Annotated in this window: 15 protein-coding genes and 1 tRNA gene; 3 read left to right on the forward strand and 13 right to left on the reverse strand. The window is 68.4% G+C overall.

Annotated elements, in window-relative coordinates; translation table 11 throughout:
- Positions 1-42: 42 nt before the first annotated feature.
- Both JIN95_RS12290 and thrS read right to left on the reverse strand, forming a co-directional pair.
- Positions 43-1206, reverse strand: coding sequence for an alanine--glyoxylate aminotransferase family protein (locus JIN95_RS12290; RefSeq protein ID WP_095635974.1), 1164 nt, complete (start codon positions 1204-1206; stop codon positions 43-45).
- A 76-nt stretch (positions 1207-1282) separates the two neighbouring features.
- On the reverse strand, positions 1283-3262 hold the full coding sequence (thrS, locus tag JIN95_RS12295) for a threonine--tRNA ligase (RefSeq protein ID WP_200531667.1): 1980 nt from the start codon (positions 3260-3262) through the stop codon (positions 1283-1285).
- Positions 3263-3373: 111 nt separating this feature from the next.
- Between thrS and JIN95_RS12300 the strand changes: the two genes are divergently transcribed.
- The gene (locus JIN95_RS12300) at positions 3374-4354 is read left to right on the forward strand and encodes a PLP-dependent cysteine synthase family protein (RefSeq protein WP_200531668.1); all 981 of its coding nucleotides are present in this window, start codon (positions 3374-3376) and stop codon (positions 4352-4354) included.
- Positions 4355-4461: 107 nt separating this feature from the next.
- On the forward strand, positions 4462-5313 hold the full coding sequence (locus JIN95_RS12305; RefSeq protein ID WP_200531669.1) for a hypothetical protein: 852 nt from the start codon (positions 4462-4464) through the stop codon (positions 5311-5313).
- 64 nt (positions 5314-5377) lie between these two features.
- Here the strand turns inward: JIN95_RS12305 and JIN95_RS12310 are convergent, their stop codons facing one another.
- Positions 5378-5797 (reverse strand): CoA-binding protein, encoded by a 420-nt coding sequence (locus JIN95_RS12310; protein WP_200531670.1) that lies wholly within the window; start codon positions 5795-5797, stop codon positions 5378-5380.
- A 62-nt stretch (positions 5798-5859) separates the two neighbouring features.
- On the reverse strand, positions 5860-6462 hold the full coding sequence (locus JIN95_RS12315; RefSeq protein ID WP_095635969.1) for a recombinase RecA: 603 nt from the start codon (positions 6460-6462) through the stop codon (positions 5860-5862).
- Positions 6463-6676: 214 nt separating this feature from the next.
- Between JIN95_RS12315 and JIN95_RS12320 the strand changes: the two genes are divergently transcribed.
- Positions 6677-6751 (forward strand) — tRNA-Arg (locus tag JIN95_RS12320).
- Between the two features lie 425 nt (positions 6752-7176).
- On the opposite strand, the gene JIN95_RS12325 is transcribed toward JIN95_RS12320, so the two are convergent.
- Genes JIN95_RS12325 through JIN95_RS12365 form a run of 9 tightly spaced genes read right to left on the reverse strand, consistent with a single transcriptional unit; the run spans position 7177 to position 14506 of the window.
- Complete coding sequence (locus JIN95_RS12325; protein WP_200531671.1) at positions 7177-7554, reverse strand: DUF3209 family protein; 378 nt, start codon at positions 7552-7554, stop codon at positions 7177-7179.
- A 22-nt stretch (positions 7555-7576) separates the two neighbouring features.
- Positions 7577-8794: a CbiX/SirB N-terminal domain-containing protein gene (locus JIN95_RS12330; RefSeq protein ID WP_200531672.1), complete on the reverse strand. Its 1218-nt coding sequence runs from the start codon at positions 8792-8794 to the stop codon at positions 7577-7579.
- Positions 8791-9504: a cobalamin biosynthesis protein gene (locus JIN95_RS12335; protein WP_200531673.1), complete on the reverse strand. Its 714-nt coding sequence runs from the start codon at positions 9502-9504 to the stop codon at positions 8791-8793. Before JIN95_RS12335 ends, JIN95_RS12330 begins: the two co-directional genes overlap by 4 nt.
- Entirely contained in the window at positions 9501-9800 is a 300-nt protein-coding gene (locus JIN95_RS12340; RefSeq protein WP_095635965.1) for a ferredoxin, read from the reverse strand. The genes JIN95_RS12335 and JIN95_RS12340 overlap by 4 nt, the downstream gene beginning before the upstream one ends.
- The gene (gene cobJ / locus JIN95_RS12345; protein ID WP_095635964.1) at positions 9790-10866 is read right to left on the reverse strand and encodes a precorrin-3B C(17)-methyltransferase; all 1077 of its coding nucleotides are present in this window, start codon (positions 10864-10866) and stop codon (positions 9790-9792) included. Before cobJ ends, JIN95_RS12340 begins: the two co-directional genes overlap by 11 nt.
- A gap of 2 nt (positions 10867-10868) precedes the next feature.
- On the reverse strand, positions 10869-11822 hold the full coding sequence (locus JIN95_RS12350) for an SAM-dependent methyltransferase (RefSeq protein WP_200531674.1): 954 nt from the start codon (positions 11820-11822) through the stop codon (positions 10869-10871).
- Positions 11819-12829: a cobalt-precorrin 5A hydrolase gene (gene cbiG, locus JIN95_RS12355; protein ID WP_200531675.1), complete on the reverse strand. Its 1011-nt coding sequence runs from the start codon at positions 12827-12829 to the stop codon at positions 11819-11821. Before cbiG ends, JIN95_RS12350 begins: the two co-directional genes overlap by 4 nt.
- Positions 12829-13770 carry an SAM-dependent methyltransferase gene (locus tag JIN95_RS12360; RefSeq protein WP_200531676.1) on the reverse strand — a complete coding sequence of 314 codons (942 nt, stop codon included), beginning with the start codon at positions 13768-13770 and terminating at the stop codon, positions 12829-12831. The genes cbiG and JIN95_RS12360 overlap by 1 nt, the downstream gene beginning before the upstream one ends.
- Positions 13763-14506 carry a cobalt-factor II C(20)-methyltransferase gene (locus JIN95_RS12365; protein ID WP_200531677.1) on the reverse strand — a complete coding sequence of 248 codons (744 nt, stop codon included), beginning with the start codon at positions 14504-14506 and terminating at the stop codon, positions 13763-13765. The genes JIN95_RS12360 and JIN95_RS12365 overlap by 8 nt, the downstream gene beginning before the upstream one ends.
- Positions 14507-14508: the final 2 nt, after the last annotated feature.

The raw sequence follows: 14508 nt of genomic DNA on the forward strand, positions 1-14508 counted from the left end.
GTCGGGGGTGGGGCCGGACGGTCCCGCGCCGCTTTCGACCGCTCAGAACCCCTGTTCCGCCAGCGCGTCCTCCAGCGCCGCGAGGACGTACTCGACGTTCTTCCGGCGGGCGGAGTGGCCCATACAGCCGATCCGCCAGATGTCGCCCTCCAGGTCGCCGAGCCCGGAGGCGATCTCCAGGTCGTACTCCGCGAGGAGGTGGTCGATGACGGCGCCGTCGTCGATCCCGTCGGGCACCCGCACCGCGTTCAGGCTCGGGAGCCAGTACTCGTCGGGCGCGTTCATCTCTAAGCCCAGCTCCTGGAGGCCCGCCTTCAGCTCGCCGGCGACCTCGCGGTGGCGCGCCCACCGCGCTTCGATCCCCTCCTCGGCGACGAGGCGGAGCGCCTCGCGGAGCGCGTACACGTTCGTGATCGGCGCGGTGTGGTGATACGAGCGGTCGTCGCCCCAGTACCCCTCAAGGAGGGAGAGGTCGAGGTACCACGAGCGGGGCTGCTCGTCGCGGTCGAGCACCTTGTCCATCGCGCGGTCGCTGAGCGTGAGCGGGCTCGCGCCCGGCGGGCACGAGAGGCACTTCTGCGGCCCGGAGTAGGCCGCGTCGATCCCCCACTCGTCGACGCGCAGTTCGACGCCGCCGAGCGACGTGACGGAGTCGGCGATCACGAGCGCGTCGTGGTCGTGCGCGATGCCGGTCAGCTCGGGGACGTTCGGCTGGAGGACCCCGGTCGAGGTCTCCGCGTGAACGAAGCCGAACACGTCCGGCTGGTGTTCGTCGAACGCGCGCTCCACGTCGACCGGGTCGAGGGGCTCGCCCCACGGCGCCTCCACCTCGACGACCTCGCCGCCCGCGCGCTCGGCCATCGACTTCATCCGCCCGCCGAAGTAGCCGTTCGTCGGGACCAACATCGTGTCGCCCGGCTCGACGAGGTTGCCGATCGCCGCCTCCATGGACGCCGACCCGGTCCCCGACACCGGAATCGTCCACTTGTTGTCCGTCCGGAACGTGTACCGCAGCAGCTCCTGGACCTCGTCCATGATCTCGACGAACGAGGGGTCGAGGTGGCCGACAAGCGGCGTGCTCATCGCCTGGAGCACGCGCGGGTGAACGTCGCTCGGACCGGGGCCCATCAGCGTCCGGTCCGGCGGCGTCAGCTCACCTACGTCGGGGGCGTCCTCTCGCTCGGTCAGCGCGGATGCGTCACTCATGCGAGACCCTACCCGGACCAACGGCAAAAGTACGACGAAACCCGAGAGGCGGGCCGGGACGCCCGGCTCCGCGAGTTCACTCCGCGTCGACGAAGTCCGGCTCCGTCCGCTTCTCGTCGCGCTCGTCGACGAGGTGGTCGACGAACGCGTCGAGCTCGACGCCGCTCGCCTCGTTCTCGAAGCGGTCGCGGACCGAGACGGTCCCCGCCTCCTCCTCGTCGCCGCCGACGATCACCATGTACGGGAGGCGGTCGTCGTGGGCCTGCCGGATCTTGCGCCCGACCGTCCAGTCGCGGTCCTCGACCTCGACGCGGAGGCCGGCGTCGTCGAGCGCGTTCTTCACCCGGTGGGCGTAGCCGAGGGTGTCGTCGGAGACGGGGAGCACGCGGACCTGCGTCGGCGCGAGCCACAGCGGGAAGTTCCCCTTGAAGTGCTCGATCATCACGCCCATGAAGCGCTCGAAGCTCCCGAGCAGCGCGCGGTGGATCATCACGGGGTGGTGCTCCTCGTTGTCCTCGCCGACGTACGTCAGGTCGAGCCGCTGGGGGATGTTGAAGTCGGCCTGCACCGTGCCGATCGTCCACTCGCGGCCGATCGCGTCACGGGCGTCGAGCCCGATCTTCGGTCCGTAGAAGGCGGCCTCACCGGCCTCTAAGTCGTACTCCAGTCCCTCGCTCTCGAGGGCGCCGCGGAGCGCGTCGGTCGCCTGCTCCCAGATCTCGTCGCTGCCGACCGAGTTGTCGCCCTTCGTCTCCAGCTTGTAGATGATCTCCAGGCCGAACTGCGAGTAGATGTCCTCGATGACGCTCAGCGTCTGGCGGATCTCCTCTTCGATCTGGTCCGGGCGAACGAACGCGTGCCCGTCGTCCTGCGTGAGCCCGCGCACGCGGAGCAGGCCGGAGAGCTCGCCGGACTGCTCGTTGCGGTAGACGGTCCCGAACTCGGAGAACCGCAGCGGGAGGTCGCGGTAAGAGTGCTGCGAGTCGGCGAAGATGTGCGCGTGGTTCGCGCAGTTCATCGGCTTCAGGCCGTACTCCGTCTCGTCCTGCTCCCACGCGAACATCTCGCCCTGCTCTTTGAACGCGTCGTAGTGGCCGGTCGGCTTCCACAGCTCGGCCTTGTTGAGCTCCGGGGTCCACACCTCCTCGTACCCCAGCTCGTCGTTTTTGGTCCGGATGTACTCCTCCAGCTCCCGGCGGATCCGCATCCCGTTCGGGTGGTAGTGGGCGGCACCCGGCGAGTGGTCCGGGATCGAGAAGAGGTCCATCTCCCGCCCGATCTTCCGGTGGTCGCGCTCCTTGGCCTCCTCGCGTCGTTCGAGGAAGTCCTCGAGGTCGGCCTCGGAGGCGAACGCCGTCCCGTTCACGCGCGTGAGCGTGTCGTTGTCCTCGTCGCCGCGCCAGTACGACGATGAGATGTTCAGCAGCGTCACCGCACCGATCTCGCCCGTCGACTCGACGTGGGGGCCCTGACAGAGGTCCCGCCAGCCGTCCTGCACGTAGAAGGTGACCTCCTCCTCGTCGGCCTCGTCGTCGAGGATTTGGCGTTTGTACTCGTTGTCGGCGTAGATCTCCTTGGCCTCCTCGCGGGACCGGACCTCGCGCTCGATGTCGTAGTCGGCCGCGATGATGTCGTCCATCTCGTCTTCGATGGCGGCTAAGTCCTCCTCGTCGAGGTCCACGCCGGTCACGTCGTAGTAGAACCCCTCGTCGGTTGGGGGGCCGATGGTCAGGGTCGCCTCCGGGTGGAGCCGCTGGAGGGCCTGGGCGAAGACGTGGGCCGCGGAGTGGCGCAGCACCGTGAGGTACTCGTCGGACTGGTCGGTGACGATCTCGATCCGCGCGCCGTCGTGGACCGTCGCCTGCTTCTCGACGAGCTCGCCGTCGATCTTCCCCGCGACCGTGTCGCGACCGAGCCCGGGACCGATCTCGAAGGCGACGTCCTCGACTGTCGCCCCCGCCGGAACGTCCAGCTCTGATCCGTCCGGAAGGACGACCGTCACGTCCGCCTGCCCGTCGGTCTCGCTCATACGTCTTCGGAACCGGACGAGGGGCATAAGTTTGTTCGATCCCGCTCCGTTCCCGGCAACGCACGCCGTCGCCGACGAGACGGGGCACCCGCGCCGGGCATGGAAACACGCAAAAGGGCCGGCAACGATTGCGGGAATATGACGACCCATCGGGAGCCCCTGTCGTCGGTGTTGGAGACGATCGGGGAGACGCCGCTCGTCCGGGTGCACGACTCGCCCGACGAGGTGCCGGTGTACGCGAAGCTGGAGTCGTTCAACCCCGGTGCGAGCATCAAGGACCGCATCGGGAAGTACATGCTCGAACGCATGCTCGAACGCGGCGACGTGGGGAAGGGCGGTACCGTGGTCGAGCCCACCGCGGGCAACACCGGGATCGGGCTGGCGGTCGCGGCCAAGCAGCTGGGGCTGAACGCGGTGTTCGTCGTCCCCGAGCGGTTCTCGGTGGAGAAACAGCAGCTCATGCGCGCGCTCGGCGCCGAGGTGGTCAACACACCGAGCGAGGACGGGATGGGGTTCGCCATCGACCGCGCCCACGAGATCGCCGACGAGCTCGACGACGCGGTCGTCCCCCAGCAGTTCTCGAACCCGCTCAACGCCGAGGCGCACTACGCGACGACCGCCCCCGAGATCGGCGACGCGCTCGACGGGGAGGTCGGCGCCGTCGTCGCCGGCTGCGGCACCGGCGGGACGCTGATGGGCATGGCCCGCTACTTCCGCGAGCGACACCCCGACACCCACGTTGTCGCCGTCGAGCCCGCCGGCTCCGCGTACCGCGAGTTCCTCGGCGAGGACGTTGCCCACGAGGAGTACAAGACCGAGGGGATCGGGACCCACGACATCGAGCGGAACGAGCTGTTCGACCCGGACCTCGTCGACGACATCCAGTCGATCCCCGACCGCGCCGTCCACGAGGAGATGGGGCGGCTCGCCGCCGAGGAGGGACAGCTCGTCGCCTCCTCCGCGGCCGCGAACGCGATCGCGGCCAAGCGGGTCGCGCGGGCGATCCGAGACGGCGAGATCGACGCGCCGCACGAGACGGTCGCCACCGTGTTCCCCGACTCCTCGGAGCGATACCTCTCGAAGGGCGTCTATCGCAGCTTCGAGGAGTGGGAAAACTGAACATTCTTTGGGGAGATCAGAGTAAGGGGCACGCATCAGAAATCAACATTATCTGATTTGAAACTAGAGAGACATGTTTTAAATACGAGGGCAATTCGAATTTTGGTATGGAACGAAGAACGTATCTCGCAATCGTCGGTACAGTTGGAGCAACCAGCCTTACCGGGTGTACAGGACAGTCAGGTTCCGACGAATCAGACGATCCCGACACTCAACCAGAGTCGTCAACGTCCGATGAGAGTTCAGACTCAGCGAGTGGAACAGACACTGAACAAACATCCGTCGCGGATGATGAGGAAACGTGTGAAACGATCGAAGAATCTAGTCAGGAACTGCTGATCGATCGATCGTACGAACTACCTTCGGAAGGCTCAACCGTGGAAAGTAGCTTTGCAATCGAAGAAGAAGATCGTATCGCGTTCGATATCGATTCGAGGAATCAACAAGAGATCGATCTGACTATTGAGTCGCCGATCGGCGGCTCCGAGTTTGAGGGCACCGTAACCGAATTCTCCAATGAAGTTGGATTTAGTACGAGTGGTGATGGCCGACTCATCATGACCAATGTCGGAACCGTAACGAACGAGCGACGGACTGAGATCTGGTCAGATACGGACACGCTCTCGGCCGGCGAGTACTATTCCGGATGGATTACCCTCAATCAAGGAGACTCTGTCGATTACTTTATTCGACAGCTAGGCGACGGTGCGCGGCCGAAGCTCGTCATTGAAAATGAGAATCGAGACATCCTCGAAGAAGAAGCCGTCGCCGCAGTGATCGACGACGAATTTACGGCACCCGACGATGGCGAATATTACTTCCGATGGGAGAACACGGCAACGCTAACGTCGGGCAACTGGCGATGGGAATTTGAGGCTGTATCACAGGATGTGGTTCCCGCAGATGTGAGCGTGACCGTCGAACGAAAGTTCACCGAAGAGACCGAGGTTTGTGAGTAAGCGTTACGGATCACAGCCCGAACTCTGTCCAAATTACCTGGTCCGACGTGTGAACGAAGTTCAGTTATCGCAACCGGCCGTGTTCGACCTTGATACAGCGATCTTGAACGACCTCGATCCCGTCTGACTCCGCCTCCGCGGCCGCCTCGTCGTGACTGATCCCGAGCTGGAGCCACACCGCGCCCGCGTCGCCGCGCTCCGCGTGTCGCTCGCGCACGTCGTCGAGCACCCCCGGCACCTCCTCGCTCGGCCGGAACACGTCCACGAGGTCCACCTCGGCCTCGACGTCGGCCAGCGCGTCGTAGGCCCGCTCGCCGAGCACCTCGTCGGCGAAGGGGTTCACCGGGACCACGCGGTACCCGTTGCGCTGGAGGTACGCCGGCACGTCGTGGGCCGCCTTCCCCGGCGTCGTCGAGCAGCCGATCACGGCGATCGTGTCGGCGTCAAGCAATCGATCCAGTCCCTCATCGTCGGTGATTGGCATGCTCGCGGGTACGCGGTCGCGCGGATTAAAAGACTCCCCGGTGCTCAGCGGCTCCCCGTCGCTCAGGGCAGCCGGATCTCCGGTTCGCCGTCCTCGGGGACGGTGATGACGCCGTCGAAGAGCTGCTTGAGGGTGTTCATCGCCTGCTCGTCGTGCGAGGTCGAGTCGATGCTGAACAGGCCGAGCCCGTTCACGCTCTGGATCCGACCGGTGAACACGTGGAGAAATCGGAACACGGTCTGGAGGTCCGAGTACATCAGCAGCGTCGACAGCGAGTGCACCATCACGCGGTTCTCCTCGATGCCGCGGTCGCCGAATGCCTGGAGGAACTCGGAGAGCTTGATCCCGATTCCCGTCATGTCCACGGGCGAGGAGGCGTACTTGATCCGGTCCGACTCCGGGGCGTCGTTGACGCCCTGCTGGCGGGTGACGCAGTCGACGACCGCCACGGGTTTCCCCTCGTAGGGGGTCCGCTTCGCGTAGTCTTTCAGGACGCGCTCGGCGCCGTCCTTCGTGGTGACGACGATCGCGCCGTCGCCGCGCTCGGTCCCGGCGGCCAAGAGATCCATCATCAGCGACCGCTTGCCGGTGAGCGGCGGCCCGGTGAGAAGGAGGTTCGTCCCTGGTTCGACCTCCTCGTCGAAGTGTGGCCTCAGGTCATACATGGGCGTACCTCAGCGACGACGGAACCGACTCGGGCCACTCGTTCGGCGGTGACGCCGTACGACCAAGACACATCTACTACGGAAACCATGCCGGGTCCCGATAATATTCTTTTTGATCGGCCGTGGCGTCAGCGCTCCCTCGGTCGACGCCAGCCAGTCCGAAGCGATTTCGAATCGCGGGACTTAACATCCTCACCGAAGTAGCGATGCGTACGGGCGCTTAGCTCAGTCTGGATAGAGTGCTTGGCTTCGGACCAAGTTGCCGCGGGTTCAAATCCTGCAGCGCCCATCCGAAATTAAGTCGGATTGGAGTAAAATAAAATTCACCTCTAGAGCCCTCTACGGCTCTCAATTCGGCCGATTCGCGCTTCTCAAAATCGCCGGATTTCTGGCGACCAGTTGGTCTCAAAAAACGGCCCCTCGCAGTCGTGCGATTCGCTCCGCAAATCGGCGCCCATCCGTTTTCGTGATGGTGAGGATTCCCCAGACAGCGGCGGCGTCCTTATAAAATGCCCCCGCTTACCGCAGAAGATTCCATCACTTCTCGTGATGTGAGTCGGCGCCACCATGCAGTTCGGAGGATGGCGAATGTGTAGAATCGCGTTACCCCTTCGCGAACCGGTCCGGCTCTCGGGACGAGGTTCTGGTGGAGAACGTGAGCCCACGGGCTTTCTGACAGACTCACCGCCGTCACGTCGGCGGTGCGGCGATCGGTCACTCCTCGACCGGGAACACCTCGTGTAGCGTGTGGTGTGCGTCGCCGAGGTCGTCGAGGAACGACTCGCCGGCGTCGGCGAACCGAGCCAGCGATCGCTCGGCGTCCCGGACCGCCACGAGCCGCCCGCGAGCGTACCCGTACTCCGGGTCGTCCGCGTCGAGGGCGGCGACTTCCTCCTCCAGGTCGACGAGCGCGGCGTCGAGGTGGCGCCGGAGTTCGGTCACGGACTCCGCCGCCGCGAGGGCGGCGATCGGCGTGTCGCCGTCCAGGGCGTCGCCGAGCTCCTGTTCCGCGTGTCGTCGGACCGCGTCGTCCGCGGTTCCGAGCGTGTTCATCAGGCCGAGTCGTAGGGCTTCGATCTCATCACAGCTCATTGTGTATCGTGGTAGGTGCGTCTCAAAGCGTTTGGTGAACGAGGTCGCTGACGATTCGGTCCCGCTCGACGGCGGAGACGATCCGATCCGCGTCCCCGTCGCCGCAGCCCCCGTACCAGACGCCGTCGGGGTACTGCGCGACGATCGGGCCGTCGCCGCACTGGTCGAAACAGGACGACCGGGTGACGTGAACGTCGGCGTCCGCGTCCCGGGCGGCCTGCCGCAGGGTTTCCAAGACGGCCGGAGAGCCGCTCGCCGCGCACGTCTGGTTCGTACAGACGGCGAGGTGCGTCTCGGGCGCGTCGTGGGCGTGCGGTTCGTCGGCGACGTCGTCTCGGTCCTCGTGTGCCCGCTGGTGGGTCAGCGCGCGGAGCATCGCCCGCGCGCCGCCCTCGTCTTCCTCGTAGCCGTCGAGTTCGACCTTGTACTTACACGTGTCACACGACATGTCGACCGAGTCGGTGCGCGCCTCCTGCCACCGGTCCGAGAGGACGTCCAACAGGCGGGTGTCGGTCCCGAGCGGGTCGCCGGCCGCGGCGTCGACGTAGGGGTACTCCGCGTCGAACTCGTCGGCCCCGTCCCGTATCCGCCCGGTCAGGACGCCGTCGCCGAGCATGTACGGTAACACGACGATCGCGTCCGGTCGCGTCTTCGCGACGTCGTGCAGCGCGTCGTCGAGGAGCGGCTCGGTGACGCCGATGAACCCGGCTTCGACCCGGTCGAACGATCGTCCCTCGTACAGCAGTCTGGCGAGCTTGTGCACGTCCGCGTTCGAGTCCGGGTCCGAGGAGCCGCGGGCACAGAGGACGACGGCGACGTCGTCGTCCTCGCGGTCGACGCCCAACTCCGTCTCCACGGCCCGCGCCCGGTCGTCGAGGAGGTCGAGTATCGCGGGGTGGATGCCGAGGTGTCCGCCGGCGTGGAACCTGACGCCGGGGTGCTCGCTTCGGGCGCGCTTCACCGCGAGCGGCAGATCGTTTTTGACGTGGCTGGCCGCGAACAGCGAGAGCGGCACCAACGTGACCTGCGCCGCGCCGTGCGCGAGCGTCTCGATCGCGTCGGGGATCGACGGCTCCGCCAGTTCGAGGAACGCGGCGTCGGTCGGGACGCCGAGTCGGTCCTCCAGCCCGGCCGCGAGCGTTCGGACCGCCTCGTTCGACTGCTCGCGGCGAGAGCCGTGCCCGACGAGGAGCGCCGTCTCGTCGTCGCCGATCCCGACGGCGTCCGCCGCTCGGCTCACGGCTTCGCCTCCTCCGTTTCACGGGGCCCAATGAGGCTTCCGACCGCGACCCCCGTGGCCCGTTCGACGCTCCGAAGCGTCTTGCGTCGGCGGTCGGCCGCGTACAGCCCGGATTCGTCGGCCCCCTCGTACACCCACTCGCCGAAGGCGGCCGTGTCGGGGTCGGCGACGCCGAACCAGTGGCCACCCGACGACGACGGCTGCGGTTCCTCGGCGTCGAACCCCTCCGCGTCGAGCGCCGTTCGGATCCGCGCCAGCAGCCGGGCGTCGTCGTGGACGAACGAGACGCCGACGGCGGCGCTCGACTCGCGGAAGCAGACGACGCCGCACGCCTCGAACAGCCCTCGGAGCAGCGCCCGTCGGTGGGCACGGAACGCGTCGAACCGGTAGCCGCCGGGGTCCGACCCCACGGGCAGGCCGAACGCCGCGGCGGCGTTCGCGGCCAGCGTCGGATCGACGATCTGCACCGTGTACTCGTCCGACTGCCGGGTCACCGACGGGTCGTGCGCGAACTCGCGTTCGGCGATCCGGTGGTCGACGGTGCCCCCGCCGGCGATCGCGGACAGGCGCCGCGCCGCGTCCTCGTCGGTGACGGTCACCTCGACGCTCCGGTCGGTCACCCGGCCGCCGCCCGCGACGTGACCCCAGAAGTAGGCTGTCTCCGGGTGTCGAGCGAGCAGGTCGTCCGGCGTCGAGTCGGGAGCGCTCACGCGTCGCCCTCCCGCTCCTCGACGGTGATCGCGTCCAGCGGACAGGCCGCCGCGGCGGAGCGCGCCTCGTCGAGACGCCCGTCGGAGAACGTGGCCGCGACCTCGTCTGCGGCGCGTTCGATCGGCGCGACCGCGTCGGCCCGGTCGAACCCGACCAGCCCCTCGTCGGCCTCGACGAACCGGTCGTCGCGGACGAGACAGGCGAAGACGCCGTCACAGGCGGTCAGGTCTACGGAGACGCGGTACGTGGGCTCGGCGGCGTCCGTCGTCTCGTCGGCCGCGGTCTCAGTAGTCATACTTGCTCTCGTAGCCGCGCGGGGTGATCATCCGGCCGTCCCAGACGTACGTCTCCTCGTTGCCGACGAGCAGCGTCGTCGTCATGTCGATCAGGTCCGTCTCGCCGAGCGATTCCAACTCGCCCAGCTCGACGATCTCGACGCGCTCGTCGTCGCGTCCGGCCCCGTGGACGACCCCGACCGGCGTGTCCGCCGGCCGGTGTTCCGTGAGAATCTCGCAGGCCCGCTCGAAGTTCTCGCGCCGCTTCCGGCTCCACGGGTTGTAGATCGCGACCGTGAAGCCCTCGGCCGCGACCGCGCGGAGCCGCGATTCGATCTCGTCCATCGGCGTGAGGTGGTCCGACAGCGAGATCGACACCGAGTCGTTGACGAGCGGCGCGCCCACGCGGGCCGCACACGACTGCGCGGCCGGGACGCCGGGGACGACCTCGAAGTCGAGCGCGGACGCCGTCGCCCCCTTCGACTCGACGATCTCGAGCGCGAGCCCCCCGAGCGCGTACACGTTCGGATCGCCGGAGCCGACGATGGCGACGTCGTTGCCCGCGAGCGCGCGGTCGACCGCCTCCTCCGTCCGAGACACCTCGCCGCACATCGGCGTGTCGTACAGCTCGTCGGCCGCGTCGGTGATCTCGTCGGGTACAAGGTCGATGTACGTCGTGTACCCGACGATGTGGTCCGCCTCCAGCAATGCCGCCCGAGCGCGGCCGGTCATCCCCTCCGGCTGCCCCGGCCCCAGTCCGACCGCGACGAGCCGACCGGGGTCGGCGTCAAAGTCGTCGGCGGTCGAACCGACCTTCTCGTCGGTCGTCGCCGACTTCGAGCCGCCGCACGACGAGGAGCTCGACGCGTCGCTCGCCCCGCACGCGGACGACGAGCCGCTCCCAGTCTCCGTCGCGGCCCCGCCGTCAGTCGCCGTCTCCGTCGCCGCACCAGTGTCCGTCTCCGCGCCGCATCCGCTATCCGTCGCCGTCTCCGCACCGCACCCACCGTCAGTCGCCGTCTCGGTGTCGCTTCCGTCGCTGTTCGAGTTCGGGTCGTCCGTCGCTCCGCAGGTTGTGTCACTCATTGTCAGAAGTCGTCGACGTCTCGCCCGCCGCGGGGCGTGACGAGGAATCGGTCGTAGTCGTTCTCCCAGACCTCGGTCTCGTGCGTGCCGACGATCAGGGAGGTTCCCATCCCGCCGACCTCGTCGTCGTGGTCGGTCGCCGCTCCGAGCGTCGTCAGGGTGTAGGTCTCGTCGTCGAGGTTGCGGCCGGCCTCGCCGCGGTCGGCGTCGTTGACGATCGCGACCGGGGCGTCGTCGGTGCGGTGCTCCCGGAGCACCTCGATGGCGCGCTCGTAGTCGCGCCAGCAGTTGTAGAGGACGATCGTGAACCCCGACACCGCCGCGGCGCGGAGCTTCTCCGCGATCTCTTCCCAGCCGCGCCACTTATCGGACAGCGAGACCGTACAGAAGTCGTTCGAGAGCGGCGCGCCGACCATCGCGGCGCCGCCGAGCGCGGCCGTCACGCCGGGCACGATCTCGATCGGGATGTCGTCGGCGTCGTCCTCGTCGGCCATCAGGTACACCAGGTCGGACTTCCCGTACACGTTGGGATCGCCGCCGGAGACGTGCGCCACGTCCTGTCCCGCCCTGACGCGCTCGAACGCCTCGCGGGCGAGCTCGATCTGCTGCCCCATCGAGGACCGGACGACCTCGACGGTCTCGCCGTCGGGATGGGTGCCGACGTTGCCGGACGCCCAGCCGGCGTCGTCGCCGGCACCGCCGTCGGCCGAGCCGACCGCGGCTCCGCCGTCCGTGGCGGCGTCCTCGGTCCGCGACTCGGGGGGAATCGTGCCGTCCTGACGGAGGAACTCCTGGTAGAGGTTCGACGCGATGACGCAGTCGGCGTGGCGTATCACGTCGCGGGCCCGCTGGGTCATGGCGTGCGGGAGGCCGGGGCCGATGCCGACGACGTACAGCGTTCCCATCCCGTCGGGGGCGTCGTCCGCGCCGCCGGGCGCCGAGCCGGTTCCGGTCATCGCCCCACCGCGACGGTCACTTCGTTCTCGTGGCTGGTCTTCTCCGCGACGAGCTCGTGGTCGGCCCCGCCGGCGATCGCGCTCGCCTCGGCGACGCCCGGCCAGCCGATGAGTTCCTTCGCCTTCGACGGCGTCGGCCCCTCGAACTCGAGCAGGGTCTCCCTGTCGAACGCGACGACCCCGAGATCGCGCGCGGCGGCCGCGGCGAGGAGACCCTCCTCGTCGGCCTTTCGCGTCGCCGTGGCGACGAACTCGACGTCGTCCCAGTCGCGGTCGACCGCCGCGAGCGCACGGTCCCAGGCCTCGATGAACCGCTCCTCGTCCGCGCCGGAGACGGAGCCCGTGCCGAGCACGATCCCGTCGTCGCGGTTGCGCTTGAGGACCGTCACGTCGTCGTCGACCAGCACCGCCCGCGGCCCGTCGAGCCGTTCGACGGGGCCGAGCTCGTCGTCGAGGACGGCGAGGTTCGTCGCGACCGTGGAGTCGCCGTTGACGACGTGTGCGGACAGCGCCTTCGCCCGCTTCTCGACGCCCTGCTTGTCCGCCGCCTCCGAGGCGGTAGTCATCGCGGGCACGGCGCCCAGGCTCGCGAGGTCGTCCGCCACCTGATTGGCACCGTGGTGGCCTCCGGTGATCGGGATCGCCCACGTGAGCGCCTCGTCGACCACGACGATCGCGGGGTCGTCCCACTTGTCGTCGAGCAGCGGCGCGGTCTTCCGCATGGCGATTCCGGACGCCATCAGCCCGACGAAGCAGTCGTACTCGCCCCAATGCTCGGCGAACACGTCGCCGTGGTACTCGATCACGTCGATCGACTCGTAGCGGTCGCCGATCCCGTCAACGATCTCCGCGGCGGTGTCGAGCTTCCGCTCGAAGCTGACGACCGCGATCTCCTCCGCCACCTCGCCGTCGGAGTCCGCCGTCGAACAGTGGCCGCCGCCGGAGTCGTCGGTCGCGTCGGCCGCGTCGGTGCCACTCGCGTTCCCGTCGTTGCTGTCGGTACTCATCAGTCGTCCGCCTCCGTTTCGGTCGTCTCCGTGTCGCTGGCCGCGTCCGCCGCGCTGTCCGGTTCGCCGTTCTCCGCGTCCGCCGTTCCGCCGTTCGCCCAGTCGCCGTAGAGGTACGAGCGGTCGTACCCCGCGCCCGTCGCGGCCTCGCCGATGAGGACCATCGCGGACGCGCGGTAGCCGGCCGCCTCCACCTTCTCGCCGATGTCGGCGATCGTTCCCGTGATCACGTCCTCGTCGTCCCACGAGGCGTGGTAGACGACCGCGACCGGCGTGTCGGGGTCCACCCCGTCCCGGTCGAGCAGGCGGTCCATCGTGTCGCTCACCGCGTGGGTGCCGAGGTAGATGCAGGTCGTCACGTCGCCCATCTCGACGAACTCGGCGACGTGGTCGTCCTCGGCGTCGAGCGTCTTCCCCCGCGGACGCGTGAACGCGACGTGGTTCGCGACGCCGTTCAGCGTGAGCTGGGTGCGCAGCGTCGCCGCCGCCGCGAACGACGACGTGACGCCGGGGACGACGTACGCCGGAACGCCCTCGCGTTCCAGCGCGTCGATCTGTTCGAGGGCGGCCCCGTACACCGCGGGGTCGCCGCTGTGGAGTCTGACGACGGTGCGCCCGCTCTCGTGGGCGTCCCGCATCAGCGGGACCAGCTCCTCGAGGTCCTTCCCCACCGAGTTCACCAGCTCCGCGTCCGCGCAGTGCTCCTCTAAGAGCGCGCTGGAAACCAGCGACCCGGCGTGGACGACGAGGTCGGCGTCGTCGACCAGCTCTTTGCCGCGCACGGTGAGGAGCCCGGGATCGCCCGGACCGGCACCGATGAACGGGATCCCCTCCTGCTCCTCGCCGGCGGTGTGCTCGCGGACCCGCGGGTCGAGCTCGCCCCCCGTCCGGTCGCCGACGGCGTCGATGCCCGCCTGCGAGTCGGTCGGACCGTCAGTCATCGCCGGCCTCCGCGTCGGCGGTCGCCGAGGCGCGACCCTTCGCGTCCGCGTCGGCCGCGAACTCGTCGGTCGCCCTCGACGTCTCGAGGCCGCGGCGCTCCGCGTACGCGAGCGTGTAGTAGTCCCGGTCCGCGAGCGCGTCCGCGTCCTCGGTGACGGCCGTCTCGCCGGCCTCCATGAAGAGCCGGCGCCCGAACCGCACGTCGTAGTCCGCCTCGCGGAGCTTGCGGGCCGTCTCGGGGGCGTCGGTCACCTTGAACAGGACCATCCTGTCGGGGCCGGTGGGCGCGCGTCCGCCGGCGGCCTCGCGGAGCGCGAGCCCGGCGCCGGCTTCGATCTCGACGTCGAGCGCGGTCGCGAACGCCGTCATCGCGCTGATCCCGGGCACGATCTCCACGTCGACGTCGGGGTGGAACGCGTCGAGCGTCCGTCTGAGGTGTCCGAACGTGGAGTACACGTTCGGGTCGCCGAGCGTGACGAACGCGGCGTCGCCCGCCCGCGCTTCGGGGGCGATCTCGGCCGCGGCCTGCTTCCACGCCTCGCGGAGCCGCTCCTCGTCGCTCGTCATCGGGAAATCGAGGTCGCCGATCCGGCTCTCCGGGACGTGTTCGGTCGCGACCGCCCGCGAGAGCCGACCCGGAGAGTACACGACATCGACGCCGTCGAGGATCTCCCGGCCGCGGACGGAGATCAGGTCGGGATCGCCGGGACCGAGTCCCACGCCGTACAGGGTCATTC

The organism is Halorubrum sp. LN27, assembly GCF_016635065.1.
In the GTDB taxonomy this organism is placed as follows: Archaea; Halobacteriota; Halobacteria; order Halobacteriales; family Haloferacaceae; genus Halorubrum; species Halorubrum salipaludis.